At 62.2% G+C, this 20,393-nt stretch carries 20 protein-coding genes; 11 read left to right on the top strand and 9 right to left on the bottom strand.

Annotated features, from left to right (window positions below; all coding sequences use genetic code 11):
• Nucleotides 1–343 precede the first annotated feature (343 nt).
• Together C8N43_RS07030 and rimO are read right to left on the bottom strand one after the other, a co-directional pair.
• On the bottom strand, nucleotides 344–1,012 hold the full coding sequence (locus C8N43_RS07030; RefSeq protein ID WP_107844919.1) for a DUF4386 domain-containing protein: 669 nt from the start codon (nucleotides 1,010–1,012) through the stop codon (nucleotides 344–346).
• 289 nt (nucleotides 1,013–1,301) lie between these two features.
• A complete protein-coding gene (gene rimO, locus C8N43_RS07025; protein ID WP_107844918.1) occupies nucleotides 1,302–2,678 on the bottom strand; it encodes a 30S ribosomal protein S12 methylthiotransferase RimO in 1,377 nt (458 codons plus the stop codon).
• Nucleotides 2,679–2,802: 124 nt separating this feature from the next.
• On the opposite strand from rimO, the gene C8N43_RS07020 reads away from it, so the two are divergent.
• Nucleotides 2,803–3,477: a VPLPA-CTERM sorting domain-containing protein gene (locus C8N43_RS07020; RefSeq protein ID WP_107844917.1), complete on the top strand. Its 675-nt coding sequence runs from the start codon at nucleotides 2,803–2,805 to the stop codon at nucleotides 3,475–3,477.
• A gap of 84 nt (nucleotides 3,478–3,561) precedes the next feature.
• Here the strand turns inward: C8N43_RS07020 and C8N43_RS07015 are convergent, their stop codons facing one another.
• A complete protein-coding gene (locus tag C8N43_RS07015) occupies nucleotides 3,562–4,629 on the bottom strand; it encodes a hypothetical protein (RefSeq protein ID WP_245912931.1) in 1,068 nt (355 codons plus the stop codon).
• A gap of 544 nt (nucleotides 4,630–5,173) precedes the next feature.
• Here C8N43_RS07015 and C8N43_RS07010 point away from each other — a divergent pair.
• On the top strand, nucleotides 5,174–7,162 hold the full coding sequence (locus C8N43_RS07010) for an AsmA family protein (protein WP_107844916.1): 1,989 nt from the start codon (nucleotides 5,174–5,176) through the stop codon (nucleotides 7,160–7,162).
• Nucleotides 7,163–7,331: 169 nt separating this feature from the next.
• Here the strand turns inward: C8N43_RS07010 and C8N43_RS07005 are convergent, their stop codons facing one another.
• Nucleotides 7,332–7,901: a GcrA family cell cycle regulator gene (locus C8N43_RS07005; RefSeq protein WP_107844915.1), complete on the bottom strand. Its 570-nt coding sequence runs from the start codon at nucleotides 7,899–7,901 to the stop codon at nucleotides 7,332–7,334.
• Between the two features lie 419 nt (nucleotides 7,902–8,320).
• Here C8N43_RS07005 and C8N43_RS07000 point away from each other — a divergent pair, with 419 nt between their 5' ends.
• The 5 genes from C8N43_RS07000 (at nucleotide 8,321) to C8N43_RS06980 (ending at nucleotide 13,194) form a co-directional block, all read left to right on the top strand.
• Nucleotides 8,321–9,496, top strand: coding sequence for an aspartate aminotransferase family protein (locus C8N43_RS07000; RefSeq protein WP_107844914.1), 1,176 nt, complete (start codon nucleotides 8,321–8,323; stop codon nucleotides 9,494–9,496).
• Entirely contained in the window at nucleotides 9,496–10,401 is a 906-nt protein-coding gene (gene argF, locus C8N43_RS06995; protein WP_107844913.1) for an ornithine carbamoyltransferase, read from the top strand. Before C8N43_RS07000 ends, argF begins: the two co-directional genes overlap by 1 nt.
• 146 nt (nucleotides 10,402–10,547) lie before the next feature.
• Nucleotides 10,548–11,639 (top strand): histidine kinase dimerization/phosphoacceptor domain -containing protein, encoded by a 1,092-nt coding sequence (locus C8N43_RS06990; RefSeq protein WP_158269935.1) that lies wholly within the window; start codon nucleotides 10,548–10,550, stop codon nucleotides 11,637–11,639.
• 54 nt (nucleotides 11,640–11,693) lie between these two features.
• Entirely contained in the window at nucleotides 11,694–12,383 is a 690-nt protein-coding gene (locus C8N43_RS06985; protein ID WP_107844911.1) for an RraA family protein, read from the top strand.
• Nucleotides 12,384–12,684: 301 nt separating this feature from the next.
• On the top strand, nucleotides 12,685–13,194 hold the full coding sequence (locus C8N43_RS06980; RefSeq protein WP_107844910.1) for a fasciclin domain-containing protein: 510 nt from the start codon (nucleotides 12,685–12,687) through the stop codon (nucleotides 13,192–13,194).
• 90 nt (nucleotides 13,195–13,284) lie between these two features.
• Here the strand turns inward: C8N43_RS06980 and C8N43_RS06975 are convergent, their stop codons facing one another.
• Together C8N43_RS06975 and metF are read right to left on the bottom strand one after the other, a co-directional pair.
• Nucleotides 13,285–13,773 carry a PaaI family thioesterase gene (locus tag C8N43_RS06975; RefSeq protein ID WP_107844909.1) on the bottom strand — a complete coding sequence of 163 codons (489 nt, stop codon included), beginning with the start codon at nucleotides 13,771–13,773 and terminating at the stop codon, nucleotides 13,285–13,287.
• Nucleotides 13,774–13,837: 64 nt separating this feature from the next.
• Entirely contained in the window at nucleotides 13,838–14,701 is an 864-nt protein-coding gene (metF, locus tag C8N43_RS06970; protein ID WP_107846276.1) for a methylenetetrahydrofolate reductase [NAD(P)H], read from the bottom strand.
• An 84-nt stretch (nucleotides 14,702–14,785) separates the two neighbouring features.
• Between metF and C8N43_RS06965 the strand changes: the two genes are divergently transcribed.
• The gene (locus C8N43_RS06965; RefSeq protein ID WP_107844908.1) at nucleotides 14,786–15,709 is read left to right on the top strand and encodes a LysR family transcriptional regulator; all 924 of its coding nucleotides are present in this window, start codon (nucleotides 14,786–14,788) and stop codon (nucleotides 15,707–15,709) included.
• On the opposite strand, the gene C8N43_RS06960 is transcribed toward C8N43_RS06965, so the two are convergent.
• The gene (locus C8N43_RS06960) at nucleotides 15,686–16,243 is read right to left on the bottom strand and encodes a TetR/AcrR family transcriptional regulator (RefSeq protein WP_107844907.1); all 558 of its coding nucleotides are present in this window, start codon (nucleotides 16,241–16,243) and stop codon (nucleotides 15,686–15,688) included. The genes C8N43_RS06965 and C8N43_RS06960 overlap by 24 nt on opposite strands.
• 88 nt (nucleotides 16,244–16,331) lie before the next feature.
• Between C8N43_RS06960 and C8N43_RS06955 the strand changes: the two genes are divergently transcribed.
• Nucleotides 16,332–17,009, top strand: coding sequence for a glutathione S-transferase family protein (locus tag C8N43_RS06955; protein ID WP_211308565.1), 678 nt, complete (start codon nucleotides 16,332–16,334; stop codon nucleotides 17,007–17,009).
• Between the two features lie 18 nt (nucleotides 17,010–17,027).
• Here the strand turns inward: C8N43_RS06955 and C8N43_RS06950 are convergent, their stop codons facing one another.
• The gene (locus C8N43_RS06950; protein ID WP_107844906.1) at nucleotides 17,028–17,930 is read right to left on the bottom strand and encodes a DMT family transporter; all 903 of its coding nucleotides are present in this window, start codon (nucleotides 17,928–17,930) and stop codon (nucleotides 17,028–17,030) included.
• Between the two features lie 97 nt (nucleotides 17,931–18,027).
• Between C8N43_RS06950 and C8N43_RS06945 the strand changes: the two genes are divergently transcribed.
• On the top strand, nucleotides 18,028–18,822 hold the full coding sequence (locus tag C8N43_RS06945; RefSeq protein ID WP_107844905.1) for an inositol monophosphatase family protein: 795 nt from the start codon (nucleotides 18,028–18,030) through the stop codon (nucleotides 18,820–18,822).
• On the opposite strand, the gene ygfZ is transcribed toward C8N43_RS06945, so the two are convergent.
• Nucleotides 18,819–19,601 (bottom strand): CAF17-like 4Fe-4S cluster assembly/insertion protein YgfZ, encoded by a 783-nt coding sequence (ygfZ, locus tag C8N43_RS06940; protein WP_107844904.1) that lies wholly within the window; start codon nucleotides 19,599–19,601, stop codon nucleotides 18,819–18,821. The genes C8N43_RS06945 and ygfZ overlap by 4 nt on opposite strands.
• Before the next feature lie 64 nt (nucleotides 19,602–19,665).
• Between ygfZ and C8N43_RS06935 the strand changes: the two genes are divergently transcribed.
• A complete protein-coding gene (locus C8N43_RS06935; protein ID WP_107844903.1) occupies nucleotides 19,666–20,352 on the top strand; it encodes a TIGR04283 family arsenosugar biosynthesis glycosyltransferase in 687 nt (228 codons plus the stop codon).
• Nucleotides 20,353–20,393 lie beyond the last annotated feature (41 nt).

Raw genomic sequence — 20,393 nt, 5'->3', positions numbered from 1 at the left:
CGGTTAACGCGCCGTGCGCAGGGGATGCGGGCGCGGCAACGGCCATGGCCCGGGCCGCGTGGTTAACGCCTTGTTTGGTTGGGTTTTGCGGGGTCGGATCGCTGTCGGCTTCGCGTCGGACTTCCGTCGGGCTTTGGTCTGGCAAAGCCTACGTTTTGGAGAGTGTTAACGCAGCGTGCGGTGGGAAAGGTTAGCAGGGGGATGGGTGAGGATCACCCATCCTACGGGTTTGAAGTCCGCAGTGCGGAGTGAGGCGGAAACTCGGCAAACGTTCTTCAACAACGGTCTTACTGCTCGTGATCGACTGCGAGACACTACTTGGTAAAAAAAACCAAGAGCGCCTTTAAGCTGTTCCGGTTATGTCTCTTGGACACGTCACAGGTAGACTGTTTCTCTTCTTCAAGAGCCATATGAACAGCGCACCTTCTGCGACCGCCATCGTCACCATGATTAGTACCAAGGCGTATTCAGGCAATTGGATATCGATGAAGAAGACTGCGTAAGTGAGGGAGGCGATAATAAGCAAAACACCAAAGAGTCTTGGGATATATCCCGAAACAAAAATCACATAGCCCAGCAGAAAGATATGGGATGCGAAGAAAATATAGCCCACGTCCTTGATGGCTGCATAATCATAGACGTCGATCATCTGAAAAAGCAGCGCGAAAACTCCGATCATCAATGCGCCCGCATATAGCAATCGGAGCGCACCAATCAGTGCTGCAAGCCTCCTATTTGCAGGTTTGAGAACAACATAGAGACCAAGTCCAATGATGGAGTCTAGTATCAGTACGGCCAGGTAACCGATCGAGGCGAACACGAGCATTTTGGGACTCGCCTCAATGTCGTGTGCCAAAGCAGATGTATCTCCAGGCACAACGAAATTGGCGAGTAGGACGTCATCAACCAGAGTTACGATAAAAACTGATATCAAGAACGCAATACCAACACCCATCGCCGCCGTTTTGGCGGACGTCGCAGGAGCGAAGCTATTTGATATTTGCCGTCCCATTCAAACGTTACGCTCTGATGGTATCATTCTGACAGAATGCGATTTCCCGTTTCGCAGGATTGATTTCTGTCAAATCTGGCGACTGGGGAACATGTCGGCTTTGTCGGAAACGCCGTAAATGCGAAATTTCTCAAGTGTTAGGACGGGCGCGTGGCAGGCCGTCATTGGCTCCAAGAAAACGGCCCCGGGGCTCCGCCCGTTAATCGCGGAAATGATCCCCCGGATCATTTCTCTTTCGCCCCCGGGGCTCCGCCCGTCGAATGACCGAAACGATCCCCCGGATCGTTTCCTAGGAAGTCATCCGACCCCACAAGTCATATTCTCCGGCCTCGTCCACCTCGACCTCGACCATATCCCCCGGCTTCAACCCCTCGAACCCTTCGTCGATGAACAGGTTGCCGTCGATCTCTGGGGCGTCGGCGGTGGTGCGGCAGGTGGCGCCGTCGGCCTCGATGCTGTCGACCAGAACCGTCATCCGGGTGCCGAGTTTCGCCGCCAGCTTGGCCTCGGATATGGCCTGAGCTTTCTCCATGAAGCGGTCCCAGCGGTCCTGTTTGACCTCGGCCGCGACGTGGTCGGGCAGGGCGTTGGAGCGCGCGCCATCGACGTTTTCGTACTGGAAGCATCCGACGCGGTCGAGCTGGGCCTCGTCGAGCCAATCGAGCAGGTGCTGGAACTCGGCCTCGGTCTCGCCGGGGTAGCCGACGATGAAGGTGGAGCGCAGGGTGATATCGGGGCAGTCCGCGCGCCAGGCGCGGATTTCGTCGAGCGTGCGGGAGGCCGCGGCGGGGCGGGCCATGCGTCGCAGCACATCCGGGTGGGCGTGCTGGAAGGGGATGTCGAGATAGGGGAGGACCGCGTTGCCGGAATCGGCCATCAGCGGGATCAGCTCGCGCACATGGGGGTAGGGGTAGACGTAGTGCAGCCGCACCCACAGCTCGTCTTGCGAGGCGATCTGGCCGAGGGCGCGGGCGAGGTCGAGGATCGGCGCCTTGGCCTCGCGGTCCTTCCAGTCGGTGCCATAGGCGGAGGTGTCCTGGCTGATGATCAGCAGCTCGCGGGTGCCGGCCTCTGCCAGCTTCTCGGCCTCGCGGAGCACCGCCTTTTGCGGGCGGGAGGCGAGCCTGCCGCGCATGTCGGGGATGATGCAGAACTTGCATTTGTGGTTACAGCCCTCGGAGATCTTGAGGTAGCTGTAATGGCGCGGCGTCAGGCTTACGCCGGTGGCGGGCAGCAGATCGATGAACGGATCGGGGCTGGGCGGCACGGCCTTGTGGACGGCGTCGAGCACCTGCTCGTACTGGTGCGGGCCGGTGACGGCCAGAACGGAGGGATGGGTGCCGCGAATGTAGTCCTCCTCCGCGCCGAGGCAGCCGGTGACGATCACGCGGCCGTTCTCGGTCAGCGCCTCGCCGATGGCGTCGAGGCTCTCGGCCTTGGCGCTGTCGAGGAAGCCGCAGGTGTTGACGATCACGGCTTCGGCGCCCTCGTAGTCGGGCGAAATCGCGTAGCCCTCGGCCCTGAGCCGGGTCAGGATGCGCTCGCTGTCGACGAGGGCCTTGGGGCAGCCGAGGCTGACCATGCCGATCCGGGGCTGGTTGGTGTCGTCGCGCGGAACGGTGGCGCGGGCGAGATCAGGGCGCAGGTCAGGGGGATTTTGGGACATGTGCGTGGTCTCCACCGTCAAAAAGGCCAAATTCCCTGTGATTTTTCTGATCATTGAGGGCGTGTGCCACAACTATGCCGTTTTTCGCGGCTACGGAACCTCAATCAATGGTTAACGGTGCGACATGAAACCCGTCCTTCTCTCCCTCGCCTTGTTGGCGGCCAGCGGCGCGCAGGCGTCGATCATCACCTTCGAAGACGTGGCCTCCGGAGCGGTTGTCACGCGGGCCGTGTCGACGGACGGGCTGATCGGGGCCAGTGTTTCCGCGTCTGGCGGGGACGGCACGGCGCGGGCCTTTGACACGAACGATGCCGTGTACGAGGCTGACCTTACGGCACCATTCCTGAAGGATGGCACGACGAAGGGGGCACGGAGCCCCGGCAACGTGCTTGTGGTGCAGGAGGACAAAGCTCTGGCCGATGGCTTGCCCGACCCGAGTAGCGCGGGCGGCGCGATCACCTTCCTGTTTGACGCGGCGGTGAGTTTCCTGGGCTTCGAGCTATTTGACGATGTGAAAGTCACGATCACGGCGGATACCGGGGCCTCGCTGAACCGCACCGTGCGCCAGAATGGCAAGTACAAGAAATTCCGCTTCGACAAGAATGGCGCGAACCCGTTCGAGCGGGTCCAGAGCCTGACGTTCGATTTCAACGGCGGCTCCGGCGCGATCGACCGTCTGCGTTTCGCGCAGGCACCTCGCGTCGAGGATGATCTGCAGCCTGTACCCGTGCCCGCCGGGCTGCCGCTGCTGCTGGCCGGGCTCGCTGGCCTTGCGCTGCTGAGACGCTGGGGGCGCTGAGCGGTCGTGAACCGGATCGCTGCCACTAGTGATCTCTTGATTGCCGCCGAATTATTGATCGGGTCGACAGCGTTCCGGTTGGAATCAAGAAGCGTCTTGTTCTGCTTCTTCCGAGATGCTTGAAATTGATACGTCGGCGCTTTCATGTCTGTCGGCTTTGATCTTCGGCGCGCTCTTTCTCCAAGCAACAAGATTTTGCCCAATATCCCGATAGAACCGAGGTACGACTTCTTCTAGATCGGCGATAAAGTTGGCCTGTTGCGTGAACCGCGCACCCAGCCGTTTCGAGAAAAACAAATGAAACGACAAGACTTGTTGACCTGTTTTCCCATCGTCGATGAGATCCGGATTTTCGAGTAAAGTTGCGCAATCGAATTGGGTCGGTTCACTTCTTCCAGGCCAGTTGCAACGGATCGAAACACCTTCCGGAAGGTGTTTGGGTAACTGTCTGAGTAGCCAATTCAATCGTGCCTTCGAGGATTTTCTGTCTTCAGGGGCCTTTAGGGTCATCCCAACATCGACGGTCCTTCTTGATAGGTCAGCAGATATTTCTAACGGAGCTGCAGCGTCAGGAATATCAACGAGCAGAAATAGGGAATTGCTTTCGCGTAGGTTGGCAAGCTCGTCTTTCTGACGAAGGAGAGGGTCTAGCTTGTGCTTTTTTGGCATCCTCTCCTGAACGTGGGTCTCCGTAAGCCGTGTCAGAATTAGGGACAGGTCCTTCGTTTCTTGATGCCATGCTTCAATGACTGTCTGTGCATCTGAGGACTTGGCAGGAATTTTTCCACCTGCAGAGACCAAGCGGTTCAATTCAGTCCACTCAGGAGGCATTCGGTCGAACCCTTTGACACCAGCACTGTCATCGCTGAGGAACCGTCTCAGTTCGTTGAGTAAGAGCGCCTGATCGCTATCCGCAATCTCCTCGTTCGCGAGTAACAAATCCACATTTGTCAGGATGAACATCCATGACCAGTGAAAGGCTGGTATCTTTGATCTGCTCTTTCGGATTTCAGGTAATGGGTGGTTTTGTGGGGCAGATGCGAACTCGTTTGAGATCGTGATGACCGCGTCGCAGTCGTTTTCCTTAGCGATAATGCGATATTTCTCGACCTGTTCGATGCCGAGAGTTGAATTCCCGACTTTGGCTTCCACCAATGCTCGCCACTCGCGCGTTCCATTTCTCACAACGATGAGTCCATCAGGTCTATCGTTCGTTTTTGTAGGGTCCGATTTGAAGACAACCTCAGTATAGCACTCAATTGCTGACCTCTTTCCCAGTCGAACACCGAGGGAGCCGAGTAACTCGCGTCCGAACTCGTCTACGCGCGATAAACAAGATAAGACTATCGAAGTTGTCCTTCCTTCTTTTGACGTTGTTGCAAGAACAGGAAAAAGGCGGGCGATCTCGCCCTGCTTCAAGTATTCTGGACGCATAAATTTCTGCCTATAGTGTAAGAATTTAAGTAGTTTGAACTGATTTTGAGATGCAAAGCAACTTTTGCGAATTCTGGAGCCAACTCAAGACAGTCTTCGGGTACACTGCACTTTTCTTCCTCGGCCTCAGGCTCAGCCTCGGGCTGCGGCAGCGGTTTCAGTTGCGGTGGTCGGTCGATGGGTGAACTCACCCATCCTACGAGTTGTGCAACCGGGTGTGGCGGCCTAGGCTGGGGGAAATCCCATCAGAGGAGCAGGCCGGATGCGGTGGATTATCAGGATCGTCGTGACGCTCGTCACCCTTGTCATGCTGGCGGTCGGGGCCTTGCTTTTGATCCCGTCCGACCGGATCGCGCGGATTGCGGAAGCGCAGTTTGAAGAGAACACGGGCCGGGCGCTCAGCATCGCAGGCGAAGTGCGCCCACAGATATTCCCGCGGCTGGGCGTCTCTCTGGAAGACGTGGCGATCTCCAACGCGGAATGGTCGACGCAGGGGCCGCTGCTGGAAGCGGCCTCGATGGAGATGGGGGTCACGCTGTCCTCGCTGATCGGTGGCGAGATCGTGGTCGAGGCCTTCGACATCCAATCCCCGGTGATCCGGCTGGAGCGCAACCGCGACGGCGTGGCGAATTGGGACTTTATCACCGAGCTGGGCAGCGCCGAGGAGGACGACAGCGGCGGTGGCACGCCCGATCTGTCCCTGCCGCTGGCGCAGATCACCGATGGTTCGGTCAGCTACCGCGACGCCGTCTCCGGCACGCAGGAGCAGATCACGGCGCTGGACGCGACGCTGGAGCTCGCAGATATCAAGGGCGCGGGGGTCGTGGCGGTCTCGGCGCTTTACAAAGGGCAGCCCGTCTCGATCAACGGTACAATCAACGGGGTGCAGCAGCTTCTGGATGGCGGCGTACAAGGGGTCGATCTTGCGCTGAGCGCGGGGGGCAACTCGGCCAAATTTCAAGGCAGCGCAGGCATGGACCCGGTGCAGGCCAAGGGCACCCTGAGCGCCCAGATCACCGACCAGCCCGCGTTGTTCGCGCTTGGCGGCCAGACGGCCCCGCGCATCCCGGTGGGCCTGGGACAGCGGGTGTCAGCGGCCGGTGAGTTGACCCTGACGCCCGACAACAAGGTGTTCTTGCGCGGCGCGACGCTTGATCTGGACCAGAACCGCTTCACCGGCGATCTGGACGTGGCCCTTGGCGGCGACAAACCCCTTGTGACCGCGCGGCTTTCGGGGGGCGATATCGACTTTTCGTCGATGAGCACCGATGAGACCAGCGGCGACGGTGCGGCCAATGCGGGCGCGGGCGGCTGGTCGGACAACCGCATCGACGTCTCCGGCCTGTCGGGCGTGGACGGGCAATTCTCGCTGAAAGTGAACAGCCTCGATCTGGGCTCGATCCAGCTGGCGCGCACGGATATCGCGGGCGATCTGGACCGCGCGCGGCTGGTGCTGAGCCTTGGGGAAGTGGGTGTGTTTGACGGTGTCGTTTCGGGGCAGTTCGTGGTCAATGGCCGCGGCGGGCTGTCGGTGGGCGGCGACCTGCAGGCATCCAGCGTGGCGATGCAGCGCGTACTGCGCGACTTTGCCGGGTTCGAGCGGCTGGTGGGCGATGCCGGGCTGTCGCTGAAGTTCCTGGGCGTCGGCAACACGATGAACGAGATCATGAACTCGCTGAGCGGCTCGGGGCGTATGACCGTGGGGTCCGGCGAGCTGCTGGGTCTCGACATCGCGGGGATGATCCGCAATCTGGACGCGTCGTTCGAGGGTGAGGGCTCGAAGACCGTGTTCGACGCGATCACCGCGAGCTTCACGATGGATGGCGGCATCTTGCGGAATGACGATCTGAACTTCGTGGCGGAGTTGCTGACGGCGACCGGGCGCGGCTCGCTCGATCTGGGAGGGCAGACGATAGATTACCGGGTTGAGCCGGTGGCGCTGGCGGGGCGGCTGGCCGATGGCATCCGCGTGCCGGTGATCATCGAAGGGCCGTGGTCGAACATCCGCTTCCGCCCCGACCTCAAGGCGCTGGTGGACCCGCTGCTGGAGGCCGAGAAAGAGAAGTTGAAAGCACAGGCCAAGGCCAAGGAGGCGGAGCTGAAGGCCGCCGCCGAAGCCAAGGTGCAGGAGAAACTGCGCGAGGAGCTTGGCGTCGAGCGGCGGGACGGCCAGAGCGTCGAGGACGCGCTGAAGGAAGGGCTTGAGAACAAAGCCCGCGATGCGTTGCGGGGGCTGTTGGGCGGGAACTGACGTCGTAGCGACGGGTCTCGGCGGCCCAAGAGTCTTGACATCATGTGGTCTGCGTAACGGCCCTTGAGACGGGGCGTTCACGGGACTGGAGTGAGCTGGATTCTGAGCTTCTCAGATCAAGGCAGGGTTTTGCTTGGGTTCAGCACAGACTGTGCGCGGTCGGATCAACCTAACGGCGGCGGTCGCGGCGGGACGACATGGGCTGGAAGGCGACGCCGACATGGGCCTCGCAATAGGGCTTCCCGGCCTGTGCCGGCAGGCCGCAGAACCAGAAATCATCCGTCGCCGGGTCGCCCACGGGCCATTTGCAGGTCTTCTCCGTCAGCTCCATGACGGAGAGGCGCTTGGCCTTCTTTTCGACCTCGCGCACGGAGGCGAGCGCCTCTGGGCTGATCTCGTTGGCGGAGGGCTGCGGGGGCAAGGGCTGGCCTGCGGTCACCACCAGCTTTGGGCGTCCGATGGGCTTGTTGGCGGGCACGGAGGTTGCGGGCTTGGCCTCGGGCTCCGCCGTCTTGGGCTTCTCCGCGACCCTTGGCTTGGCGGCGGGCTTGGCCTTGGCGGCGGGTGCAGACTTCGCGGGCGAGGCCCCGCCGGAGCGGTTCGACAGGCCGAGGCGATGTACTTTGCCGATCACCGCGTTGCGGGTGACCCCGCCCAGCTCCTTGGCGATCTGGGAGGCGGATTTGCCCTCGCCCCACATCTTCTTCAGCACTTCGACGCGATCATCGGTCCAGGACATCTTTGCGGCCTCTCTCAAACGGCACACCGCCCCCGAAGGAGCGGCGGAAAATCATCTTGGGGAAAATAGGGCTGATGGCGGCGGGATACAAGCAAGTAGGGCGCGCGCTGAGGGCTTTGGGGCGAAGGGACCCGGTGCGTGGCTTTCGCGCCATGCCGTCGCCACGCCGATCATGGCAGAGAAACTGATTTGCCCGCAATTCTGACCCACCGGCGGCACTGCAAGAAATTTCTAGACAGGGGCGGGGCCGCGCCTTAGACGGGCTGGCATGATCACCGCCGTCCACACCACCAGCCGACGCCGACGCTTCTCGTAAGCGACCGATCCCCCTTGTGCGGGCTGCGCATGCCATTCCCAAATTGACTTGATCCGGAACATCCACAACACTCGGATTTCCCACGCGTAAAGGACCACACGCAATGATACCTGCCGTTATGCCGACCTATTCCCGGGCGCCCATGAGCTTTGAAAGCGGGGAGGGCAGCTGGCTGGTTGACCGTGACGGGACCCGATATCTGGACATCGGCGGTGGCATCGCGGTGACGGCGCTGGGCCACGCGCATCCAAAGCTTGTGGAGGTGCTGGCGGAGCAAGCCGGCAAGCTGTGGCACACGTCGAACCTGTACCATGTGCCCCAGCAAGAGGCGCTGGCCGAGAAGCTGCGCGACGCGACCTTCGCGGACACCATGTTCTTCACCAACTCCGGCAACGAGGCGATGGAGATGGCGATCAAGATGGTGCGCAAATACTGGTTCGAGAAGGGCCAGCCAGATCGCACCAAGATTATCACCTTCACGGGCTCCTTCCATGGGCGCTCGATCGCCAATATCTCGGCTGCCGCGTCGGAGAAGCTGACCCAGGGGTTCGGCCCGCTGCTTGAGGGGTTCGTGAACCTCGAAGCCGGAGATCACGACGCGCTTCAGGCCGCTTTGGACGACACCGTCGCGGGCGTCATCGTCGAGCCAGTGCAGGGCGAAGGCGGGATCATCCCGCTGCCGGATGCCTGCCTGAAAGGGCTGCGCGACATGTGCGACAGCACCGGCGCGCTGCTGGTCTTTGACGAAATTCAATGCGGGGTGGGCCGTACGGGCAAGCTGTTTGCCCATGAATGGGCGGGCGTGACGCCTGACATCATGGCAGTGGCGAAAGGCATCGGCAACGGCTTCCCGCTGGGCGCCTGTCTGGCCACGGAAGATGCTGCGAGCGGCATGGGCGCGGGCTCCCACGGGTCGACCTATGGTGGCAATCCGCTGGCCTGCGCCGTGGGCTCTGCGGTGATGGACCTGGTCAATGACGACGCGTTCCTGGGCGAGGTGAACCGCAAGGCGGGGCTGATGCGCCAGAAGCTCGAAGGGCTGGTGGCCTCGCACCCCGACATCTTCGAGCTGGTGCGCGGTGCGGGGCTGATGCTGGGCATCAAGTGCAAGGTGCCGAACGCGGATGTGGTCAATGCAGGCTACGCCCAGCATCTGCTGACCGTGCCGGGCGGCGACAACGTGGTGCGGGTGCTGCCCGCGCTCAACATCTCGGACGATGACATCGCCGAGGCCGTGGCCCGGCTGGACCGCGCCGCTACTGCGCTGGAGGCCGCGTGATGAAGCATTTTCTGGATATCCACAAAACCCAGCCGGGCGAGCTGCGGCGGATCATAGACACGGCCAAGCTGGTCAAGGATGCCCGCGCCGGGCGGCCCAAGGGCGCGCTGGACGACGAGCAGCCGTTGAAGGACCACATGGTCGCGCTGATCTTCGAGAAGCCGTCGACCCGGACCCGTGTCTCGTTTGATGTGGGCGTGCGCCAGATGGGCGGGCAGACCATGGTGCTGTCGGGCACCGACATGCAGCTAGGCCATGGCGAGACGATTGCCGACACGGCGCGTGTGCTCTCGCGCTACGTGGACCTGATCATGATGCGCACGTTTGAGGAAGACACGCTGCTCGAGATGGCCGAATACGCGACCGTGCCGGTAATCAACGGGCTGACAAACCGCACGCATCCCTGCCAGATCATGGCCGATATCCTAACCTTCGAGGAACATAACGGTCCCATCGCGGGCAAGAAGGTGGTCTGGACCGGCGACGGCAACAACGTATTCGCCAGCTTCGCCCATGCGGCGACGCAGTTTGACTTCGATCTGGTTTTTTCAGGGCCGGAGCCACTGGACCCGGAAGAGGCCCTTGCGGGCCGCTACACGATCGAGCGTGATCCGGCGAAGGCGGTGGACGGGGCCGATCTGGTTGTCACCGACACCTGGGTGTCGATGCATGATCCGCAGTCGGCGCGGGAGCGGCGGCACAACCAGCTGCGCGGCTATCAGGTCAACAAGGCGTTGATGGATCAGGCGAAGCCGGACGCGCTGTTCATGCATTGCCTGCCCGCCCACCGCGATGACGAGGCCACGTCCGAGGTCATGGACGGCCCGAACTCGGTCATTTTCGACGAGGCGGAGAATCGCTTGCACGCGCAGAAGGCGATAATGCGCTGGTGTTTGGAGGGCTAAGCGCCCACTTCTGGAATATAAGTTGCTGATTCGTGGTTATGCGCTATCCTTCCCCAAAGGGAGAGACGTCTGATTCACAAGCGTTTGCGCGCGAGAGCTAGGTCGTCACTATGTTAGCGAATAAACATCCACAGGAGGCCACACGTTTGGAGAGCCTCCGAGGGTATGGCACTCGGGAGACGATCCCGGGTGAGGTTTATAACGAGCTGGTGAACCTTGCAGCGCAGATCTGCGAGACGCCGATTGCGCTTATGAGCCTTGTCGAAGAGCACGAGCAGTGGTTCGCCGCGAAAACTGGCGTTTCGATCTCGTCGACCCCCTTGTCCGAGTCCGTCTGCTCCCATGCCATTCTGGATGAAGGCCTGTGCGAGATACCCGATACGCTCGATGATCCGCGCACATTCGCCAATCGTCTGTGCCACGATGAGACCGAAATGAGGTTCTACGCGGGAGTGCCGCTGATCACCGCCACGGGGATGCCACTGGGCACCCTGTGTGTGATCGATACCAAGCCGCGCGAGTTGAACAGCCTGCAGCGCAAGACGCTGGAGGTGCTCGCGCGTCAGGTGATGGCACAGATGGAGCTGCGAAAGAGCCTCTATCTGGCCGATGTTTTGCGCCGGGAGATGGATCATCGGGTGAAGAACTCGCTGACCATGGTTGCGTCACTGGTGCGGCTGTATCGCCGCACCGCCTCTACGGGAGAGGCGTCCGTGACAGCGTTTGATGCGATCGAGCGGCGGGTGTCGGCCATCGCGAGCCTGCACCGGGAACTTCACAGCACGTCCCAAGAGGAACGCGTGCCGTTCCAGCGCTTCCTTGAGCGGGTCGTGGCGCATTTGCGCGAAGAATGCCAAGCGGGCGTCTACCTGACAGTCGACAGCGACGAAGGCATGGTCGAAAGTGGGCAGGCCGCGGCGGTCGGCTCGGTCGTGTCGGAATTCGTCGCCAACTCGCTCAAACACGGCTTCCCTGAAGGCCGCGGCGGGATCGTGCATGTGATGGCCCGCCTCGACGAGCACGGGCTGCGCCGTCTGGTCTGCATGGACAATGGTGTGGGCTGTGACGGGCGACGCGAACAGCAGACCGATGCGGAAGCCCTGGGCGAGCAGCTGATGGAGGCCGCCGCCGAGCAATCCAATCTGCACCTTGAAAAGTCCCTCACTTCCAGTGGATGCTATCTGCAACTGACCCGGCGCGAACACGCCACGCCTGCGCAGACCGTAGAAATCGCGTAGCGCCGCCGCCGCATCCGCGGGTCTTGCGAAAGGCCCATAAGGAGGAGCGGCGCGATGATCGAAGAACCCAAAAGCCTCAGGATCGGCCCGGATGTGGGCCGCCGCCCGTCGCCCGCGCAGGTCGCGGCCTTCCAAGGCGTGCCGACCGGATTTGTCGTTGACGCGATGAGCGGGGCAGGGGCGATGGCGCACCAGATTGCGCCGCTCACAAGTGAGATGCCTGCGGTCGCTGGCCCTGCCTTGACGGCGGACAACCGACCCTCAGACTTGTTGGCGACCCTGGGTGCCTTGCGGTCCATTCAGGAGGGTGATGTCCTGATCGCCTCCGCCCAAGGATGGCAAGGCTGCGCGGCGGCGGGGGACCGGGTATGCGGCATGGCGCGCAACTCAGGCGCGGCGGCCTTGGTCACGGACGGGCCCGTGCGCGATCTGGCGGGTATTGTCGAAGTCGGTCTGCCGGTCTGGTGTACCGGGCTGAACCCCGGCTCGCCCTTTGCCACGGGGCCGGGCCAGATCGGCGTGCGTGTTGTGGTGGGCGGCCAACCGGTCGAGACCGGCGACATGGTGGTGGCGGACAGCGATGGGGTCGTGGTCGTGCCCTTCGCGCAATTGGATGCGGTGATCGCGCGTCTGCCAGAGATCGCCCGGATGGAGGGCGAGCTGGATACGGAGGTGCGCGATGGGCTCCGCCTGCCTGATCCGATCGCAGAGATACTGGATGGGGAACGAACGGAAGTCTTGTGAGAGTTTGGTCTCGGCGGACGCGTCTCTCGAAGAGAACGCGCCCGCCAGACAGAAACAGGGCCGCCCATGGCTGACCATAAGCGGCCCTGCCTGCCTCCCTGCTGTGCAGTGGAGTACAGCTATATAACTAACGGGTTTGCGGCTTTGTTCCTAGACACATCCGCGCACTTCACTTGCGCATCTGTGCCTGACGTTTTGTTCACGGAAACTGACGGGGGCGTGATCTGGTGATCCCAAATCCCGCCCCTGCGTAACCCTTAGCACATGCCAAGAGCATGGTTGCAAAAGGGAAGTAAGAATCATGAAAACCATCTTCAAGACAATGGCCGTCGTTTCCGCACTGAGCGCGAGCGCCGCCTCTGCCAACACCATCGTGGACATCGCCGCGGGCGACGAGCGGTTCTCGACCCTCGTGGCGGCGGTGGGGGCAGCTGGCCTTGCCGAAACGCTGTCCGGCCCGGGTCCGTTCACCGTCTTTGCGCCGGTCAACGACGCCTTCGCAGCCTTGCCCGACGGCACGGTGGACACGCTGCTGAAGCCGGAAAATAAGGCGCAGCTGACAGACGTGCTGCTGTACCATGTTGACGATCGCAACCTGACGGCTGAGCAGATCCCCGGCGGGTCGAACTACTTCAAGCCGATCCTCGCGTCCCAGCGTCTGTGCATCACCAAAGGCGCAAGCGGCGTGTCGATTGCGGATGGCACCGGTGAGAGCGCCAATGTGGTCATCGCGAACATCAAGGCGGATAACGGCGTGATCCATGTGATCGACAAGGTGCTGCTGCCCGGCACGCGCCCGGCTTGCCACTGATCTGAATACTTGACCAATTCCCGCCGGGGTTACGCCCGGCGGGAGCAGTTTTGGGGGACTAAGCTGTTAGGGCTTGCATGTTCGGCGTGGCTATTTCGGTGTCATGATGATGCAGGTGGTCGAGCCGGTCGCATAGAGCTTGCCATCTTCGACCCCGACGATCTGACCTGTCGCGACACCGGTCGAGCGGCCCGCATGATCGACCGTTCCGATGCAGTCGACCAGTGTGCCGGACGGGATCGCCTTGATGATATTTACCTTATATTCCAGCGTCGTGTAGACCGAGCCCTGCGGCACGCGGGTCATGATCGCGCAGGCCATCGCGCTGTCGAGCAGGGTTCCGTACCAGCCACCGTGGATGGTTCCCACGGGGTTCATGTGATGAAAGCCGGGCGCTCCGCGAAAGACGACGCAGTCACGCTCGACGCTGTGCAATTTGTAGTCGAGACCTTGCGCGATTGGGGCCAGAGGGATTTCGCCGGCAAGGATGGCCTGCATGAACTCCAGCCCTGACATCGACAGGGTTTTCGCCCGATCGGGAAGCTCATTTGGCGAGGTGGCGAAGAATTGCTCTGACATGTGCCGCTCCTTTTCGGGCGACGTTATGAGAGCGACTTCGGCGGTGCAACCACGTCAGGCGACGTCAGGCGACCTGTGCGAGCTCCATTTTCGGGGTGATGCCAAGCGCCGCGCAGATGTCGCGGGTCAGCTCGGGGCGGTTGAGCGTGTAGAAGTGAAGATGGTTAACGCCACCTTCCACCAGATCAGAGCACAGCTCGGTGATCACCGCCTGGGCGAGCAGGTCGTGGCGGTCGTCGCGGATCGCCGCCTCAAACGCCTCGTCCAGCCAGGCAGGCACAGTCGTTCCGCACCGCTTTGCGAAGGAGCGCGCCTTGGACCAGTCCTCGATCGGCAGGATGCCGGGCAGGATGGGCTTGTCGATCCCGGCCTTTTCGCAGGCGTCGCGGAAGCGGAAGAAGGTGTCCGCCTCGAAGAAGAATTGTGTGATGGCGGCATCGGCCCCTGCGTCAAATTTCTCTTTCAGATACTTGATGTTGGCGTCCATCGAAGCGGCTTCGGGATGGCTGTCCGGATAAGCGCCGACGCGGATGGTGGCAGTCGTTTCCGCCTTCAACGCGGCGATCAGATCTATCGAGGAGATGAATCCATCCGGCGCGGCGCGGAGCTCTTGCCCCTTGGGCGCGTCGCCCCGCAAGGCCACGATATCGGTGACGCCCGCGGCGGTGTACTCGCGTGCGATTTGCAGCGTTTCGGCGCGGGTCGCGTTCACGCAGGTCAGGTGAGCCGCAACCTTCAGGTCGGTTGTTTTGGTTAATGCGGCGACGGCCTCATGGGTCAGCTCGCGGGTCGTGCCGCCCGCGCCATAGGTGACCGAGACGAAGTCCGGGCCCAGCGGTGCAAGGGTCTGGATTGTGTCCCAAAGGCGGAAACTGGCCTCCAGGGTTTTGGGCGGGAAGAACTCAAAAGAGACAGCAGGCATGGGGATGATCCTTAGACGGGGCCGGGTGGTTGTCCCACACAGCCGGATGTGAGACAATTTCATAACTCTCACGATGATTATGAGTTCCGCATGCATATTGAATTCCGCCATCTGCGCACGGTCAAAGCCATCCACGAGGCGGGTGGTCTGGCGCGCGCAGCCGATCAGCTCAACATCACGCAGAGCGCGCTGAGCCATCAGATCAAGGGCCTAGAGGATCAAGCCGGGGTAGAGCTGTTCATCCGCCGCTCCAAGCCGATGAAGCTGACGGCGGCGGGTCGGAAGCTGTTGAAACTGGCGGAGAAGATACTGCCGGAGGTGGAGGCGCTTCAGGCCGATTTCGAAGGGCTGCGCATGGGCAAGACCGGGCGGCTGCATATCGCGATCGAATGCCACGCCTGTTTCGAGTGGCTGTTTCCGGTGCTGGAAGGCTTTCGGCAGAATTGGCCCGATGTGGACGTGGATATCCGTCCCGGCCTCAGCTTTGACGGGCTGCCGGCGCTGAAACGCGAAGAGGTCGATCTGGTCGTCTCGAGCGACCCGGAGGATTTGCCCGGCGTGGATTTCACCCCGCTTTTTGATTACGAGCCGGTCTTTGTGGCTTCCAGCGCCAACCCATTGGCACAGAAAGAATATATCGAGGCGGAAGACCTGCGCGACCAGATGCTGATCACCTACCCCGTGGACCGGACGCGGCTTGATGTGTTTACCGAATTGCTGATGCCTGCGGGGGTTGAGCCGCGCGGGATCAGGCAGGTCGAGCTGACGGCGGTGATCTTGCTGTTGGTCGCGTCGAACCGCGGGGTTGCGGTGCTGCCGGACTGGGTGGTGCGAGAGGTGCGGTACAATTCGGATTATGTCACCCGTCCGCTCACCAAGTCGGGACGCACGAAGCGGCTCTATGCCGCCACGCGCAGCGAGGACACGGCAAAACCCTTCATGGCGAATGTGATCCGCTTGGCGCGCACGGAGCCGGTGAAACTGCAGCGCCTAGAGGTCAAGCGAGCGGAGTAGCGTCTCGCGCTGTATACCGGAGCGCGCGGCGGCGGACAGCCCCATCATCGCAATCGAAATTGCCATGACATGGTCCCGGGCATCCTGCTCGGTTAACCCTAATTCAAGTAAACGTTCAGCCATGGCCCGCCGCCGTTCCTCGATCTTCGCGGCCATCTCGGCGCGCAGATCCGTGTCCTCGGTCGAGGTCAGGTTGCTGAGGATCAGGCAGCCGTGGCCGGTGCTGTCATACAGCTCGATCGCCGCTTCTAGGATCTTTTTGCGCAGGTCCGACGGGCTTGTCGCCGCGGCAATAAGCGGGGCAAAAACCTCTGCGGACGCAGCGCTGTAGCGGGCGACGACCTGATCGAACAAGGCGCGCTTCGAGCCGTAGGCGGCATAAAGGCTGGGCGGCTTGACCCCAAGCTCTGAGCACAGCTCCGCGACGCCCACGCCGTCATAGCCATGTGCGGCGAAGAGGGCCTGCGCCGTCTCGACCCCCGCCTCTTTATCAAAGCCGCGCGGGCGGCCCCTAGGTTTTTGTGTAGCGATCACTAATTAATTCCTTGACGGTCGCTCTGCCACCTGAATATGTAGCAGCTACTACATAAATGCAACTCCGTCCCCGAAAGAGGCCCTTCCGATGATCAAATTCTATTTCCACACGACGCCCAATCCGTTCAAGGTCGCCTTGATGCTGGAAGAGCTCGGGGTCGCCTACGAGACCATCCCGGTCGACACGCGCAAGGGCGAGCAGCACCTTCCCGACTTCCTCGCCATTAACCCGAATGCCAAGCTGCCCGCGATGGTGGATGAGGACGGCACGGTCATCTTCGACAGCAATGCAATGGTGCTGCATCTGGCGCAAAAGCACGGCAAGTTCTTGCCCGCAGGACATGCCGCGATGGGGGAGATGCTGAGCTGGTATTTCTTCATCGCGACGGGACTTTCGCCATTCTCCGGTCAGGCGGTGCACTTCACCCGGGCGGCCCCCGACGAGGCTTATGCCAGGAACCGCTACACAAAGGAAATCACGCGCCATTACAAGGTCTTGGATGACCGTTTGGCGCGTTCTGAATGGGTCGGTGGGGCGGATTATTCCATCGCTGACATCATCGCGTGGGGCTGGGTGCGCATGGCCGGCTTCGTGATGGAGGCCGACGGCGGATTGGCCAACTTCCCCAATGTTCAGGCATGGTTTGATAAGGTGGACGCCCGGCCCGCCGCGACCCGTGCCACGGCGCTTCAGGATAAGCACAGCTTCAAGCAGGAGATGGATGAGGTCGCGATGCGGGCCATGTTCCCGCAGAACTTCGATTAACCAACTCTCGCTGGAAAATCAGGCCGGGGGCGCGACCCGCGACAGGGTGCGCTCCCGCGCCAGCACGTAGAGCCCCGCGGCGATGGTGATCATGATCCCGATCAAGGCCAATCCGTTGGGCCAGTCGCCGAAGATCGCAAAGCCCACGACCGTCGCTATCGGAATCTCGAGATACTGGATCGGGGCCACCGTTGCCGAAGGCGCGAAGCGCAGCGACCAGGTCATCAACAAATGCGCGAAGGTGCCGAGCAGACCGATGGCCAATAGCATCGTCAGCTCACGGCCGTCGGGCGAGACGAGGGCAAACGGCTCCAGCTGCGACAGGCCGGGCACGAGGAACAGCAGCCCCAAAAGCACGCTCGCCACCAGCCCGGAGACGGCTTGCAGGCTGATCGGGTCGGCCTCTTTCGCGACCTGTCGGGTGACCAGCATGAACAGCGCGAAGTCCACGGCGACAACCAGCGGCAGCAGCGCGGGCAGGCCGACCTCGGCAAAGCTCGGCTGGATCACAAAAAGCGTGCCGATGAAGCCCACGATGCAGGCGTAGATGCGGCGGGATCCGACCTCTTCGCCCAAGACGTAGCGCCCCAAGAGCAGCATGATGAACGGCATGACGAAGGCGATCGCGACGGCGTCGGCCAAGGGCAGGTAGCGCAGGGACGTGAACATCGCGCCAATGCCGATGATATGCAGAACCGAGCGGATGACCGTCAGGCGAAAGACCCGCGGCGACATGCGTAACGCACGGCCTGTGGCCAGGGCCAGCGGGATCAGCACGATGGTCTGCACGCCGAACCGGGTAAAAAGCAGCTGGATCAAGGGGATCGTCGCGCCCAGTAATTTTGCCAGCGCATCGCCCAGAGGCGCCAACAGGCAAAAGCCGATCATCAAAAGGATGCCGAGGAAGGGGCGATCTGACATGGCAGTCACGCTGACCTATCGCCCCGACCCACGCAAGCCCTTTCCAAGCCGGGGCTGCGGGTCTATACGGCGCGCTTGAGCGAAAAGGACGAGTGACATGCAAGGCAGCGCCAACCTCAACATCATGATCAAGGCCGCCCGGATCGCGGGCCGCTCCTTGGTGAAGGACTTCCGTGAGGTGGAGAACCTGCAGGTCTCGATGAAGGGCGCGGGCGACTTCGTGTCCAAGGCCGATATCGCCGCCGAGGCGATCCTGAAGGAAGAGCTGATGGGCGCCCGCAAGACCTATGGCTGGGTCGGAGAGGAAAGCGACCCGATCGAGGGCGAGGACCCCACCCGCCGCTGGATCGTGGACCCGCTGGACGGCACGACGAACTTCCTGCACGGCATGCCCCATTGGGCGGTGTCCATCGCGCTGGAGCACAAAGGCGAGATCGTCAGCGCGGTTGTCTACGACCCCGCCAAGGACGAGATGTTCATCGCCGAGAAGGGCGAGGGCGCGTTTATGAACGACCAGCGCCTGCGGGTCTCGGCGCGGGGCAAGATGATCGAAAGCGTGTTTGCCACGGGCGTGCCGTTTGGCGGGGGAAAGTACCTGCCTGCGACTCTGAAGGACCTCGCAAACCTGATGCCGCAATGCGCGGGCGTGCGCCGTTGGGGGGCCGCCGCGCTGGACCTCGCCTATGTCGCCGCTGGCCGCTACGAGGGCTACTGGGAACGCGGGCTCAACATCTGGGACATCGCGGGGGGTGTGTTGCTGGTCAAGGAAGCCGGCGGCTTTATCGAGCCGATCCGCGAGGGTCAGAACCTGCTTGAAGACGGGCATATGATCGCGGCCAACCCGGACATTTTCCCCGCCTTCGCCAAGACGATCCGCAACACCGATCCTTAAGTCGCGGCCTCTTCTTCCGCGTCGTCGGTCTGGGGCAGGGCAATCGTGATGTCGCCTGCGACCATTTTGGGCGTGGTCCGGTCGAACCGCAGATATGCGATGCCGCGCCCACCCGACTGCGTGTAGAGCGTACCGGCCGCCCGGCCATCGGCGTCGATCCGGGTGCCAACCGGGGCCTCGCCTTGCACGTCGACCAGCGTAAGGCCCTTGCGTAGTTCGGTCTTGTGCTTCATCCGGGCGGTCACCTCTTGGCCGACATAGCAGCCCTTCTTGAAGTCGACGCCATTGAGCCGCTCGAAACCCACCTCGAGGATAAAGCTTTCATCGGGCAATAGCTCGACGCCCAGCTCGGGGATGCAGTGCTGAACGCGCAGCGCGTCCCAATTCACATCCGGCTGCGCCTCGAACGCGAAGCCCGGCCCGTAGCCGCGCCAGCCAAGGGCCGGATGCCGGGGGTCGACGAAAGCACCCTGCGGTGCGTCGCCGAGGCCACGCACGACCCCGATATCGCTCTCGCGCAGTTTCACATCCGCGCGCAGCTTGTAGAAGGTCAGCCGCCGCATCAGGGCCTCGCCATAAGACGCGTCGACGTCGATCAGGATGGCGTCCTTCCAGGGTACGAGGAGGAAATCGACCTGGAACTTGCCCTGTGGCGTCAGCAAGGCGGCATAGACCAGCCCGTCGGACAGCTTGGCGACATCGTTGGTCACCAGTCCTTGCAAGAAGTCCTCCCGGTCGCCGCCGGTCACTTCGATCAACATTCGGGCCTGCTCTGCCATCACTCTTTCCCTCCACTACATGAGCGTCATATATGAGTCGCACCGCCCTAGACCAGAGGCCCCGATGTCCGCGCCCTTTTCCGTCATCATCCCAACGCTGAATGCCGCCGACACGCTGCGCGCGACGCTTGATGCGCTGTTGCCGGGGGTGGAGCAGGGGATGCTGCGCGAGGTGGTGATCAGTGACGGCGGCAGTGCTGACGCCACGCTGCAGATCGCCGATGATGCGGGTGCGGTGATCGTGGAGGGTGCCAAGGGGCGCGGTGGGCAGCTTGCCCGTGGGGCCGCGCGTGCTCAGGGCGAGTGGCTGCTATTCCTGCACGCGGACACGCAGCTTGCGTCGGACTGGGTGGGGGCGGCGGCTTTGCACCGCGCCGAGCATCCCAATCTGGCCGCGGCCTATGCGCTGCGGTTTCGCGCCAAGGGTGTTGCGCCGAAGCTGGTGGCGGGCTGGGCGAACCTGCGCACCCGTGCGATGAACCTGCCTTATGGCGATCAGGGCCTGCTGATTTCCCGCGCGCTTTATGACTATGTCGGCGGCTACCCCAATCAGCCGTTGATGGAGGACGTGGCCATCGCCAAGGCTCTGCGGGGCCGTATCCGACTGCTCGACACCTATGCTGTGACCGGGGCGGAGCGGTATCAGCGCGCGGGCTGGCTGCGCCAAGGGGCGCGCAATCTCGACACGCTGATCCGCTATAGCTTCGGGGCCGACCCCGAGGCCCTGGCGCGGCGCTATCAGCAACGGTGATATCACGCCGCACGGCTGGTTGATTGACGCCCCCACGGGGG

This window comes from Litoreibacter ponti (assembly GCF_003054285.1).
GTDB lineage: Bacteria > Pseudomonadota > Alphaproteobacteria > Rhodobacterales > Rhodobacteraceae > Litoreibacter > Litoreibacter ponti.
This window is presented reverse-complemented; position numbering and strand designations above follow the sequence as displayed.

Coding starts and splice junctions, on each gene's coding strand:
- C8N43_RS07030 (WP_107844919.1), bottom strand. CDS start 1,012: ATGGGACGGCAAATATCAAATAGCTTCGCTCCTGCGACGTCCGCCAAA.
- rimO (WP_107844918.1), bottom strand. CDS start 2,678: ATGTCCCAAAATCCCCCTGACCTGCGCCCTGATCTCGCCCGCGCCACC.
- C8N43_RS07020 (WP_107844917.1), top strand. CDS start 2,803: ATGAAACCCGTCCTTCTCTCCCTCGCCTTGTTGGCGGCCAGCGGCGCG.
- C8N43_RS07010 (WP_107844916.1), top strand. CDS start 5,174: ATGCGGTGGATTATCAGGATCGTCGTGACGCTCGTCACCCTTGTCATG.
- C8N43_RS07005 (WP_107844915.1), bottom strand. CDS start 7,901: ATGTCCTGGACCGATGATCGCGTCGAAGTGCTGAAGAAGATGTGGGGC.
- C8N43_RS07000 (WP_107844914.1), top strand. CDS start 8,321: ATGATACCTGCCGTTATGCCGACCTATTCCCGGGCGCCCATGAGCTTT.
- argF (WP_107844913.1), top strand. CDS start 9,496: ATGAAGCATTTTCTGGATATCCACAAAACCCAGCCGGGCGAGCTGCGG.
- C8N43_RS06985 (WP_107844911.1), top strand. CDS start 11,694: ATGATCGAAGAACCCAAAAGCCTCAGGATCGGCCCGGATGTGGGCCGC.
- C8N43_RS06980 (WP_107844910.1), top strand. CDS start 12,685: ATGAAAACCATCTTCAAGACAATGGCCGTCGTTTCCGCACTGAGCGCG.
- C8N43_RS06975 (WP_107844909.1), bottom strand. CDS start 13,773: ATGTCAGAGCAATTCTTCGCCACCTCGCCAAATGAGCTTCCCGATCGG.
- C8N43_RS06965 (WP_107844908.1), top strand. CDS start 14,786: ATGCATATTGAATTCCGCCATCTGCGCACGGTCAAAGCCATCCACGAG.
- C8N43_RS06955 (WP_211308565.1), top strand. CDS start 16,332: ATGATCAAATTCTATTTCCACACGACGCCCAATCCGTTCAAGGTCGCC.
- C8N43_RS06950 (WP_107844906.1), bottom strand. CDS start 17,930: ATGTCAGATCGCCCCTTCCTCGGCATCCTTTTGATGATCGGCTTTTGC.
- C8N43_RS06945 (WP_107844905.1), top strand. CDS start 18,028: ATGCAAGGCAGCGCCAACCTCAACATCATGATCAAGGCCGCCCGGATC.
- ygfZ (WP_107844904.1), bottom strand. CDS start 19,601: ATGGCAGAGCAGGCCCGAATGTTGATCGAAGTGACCGGCGGCGACCGG.
- C8N43_RS06935 (WP_107844903.1), top strand. CDS start 19,666: ATGTCCGCGCCCTTTTCCGTCATCATCCCAACGCTGAATGCCGCCGAC.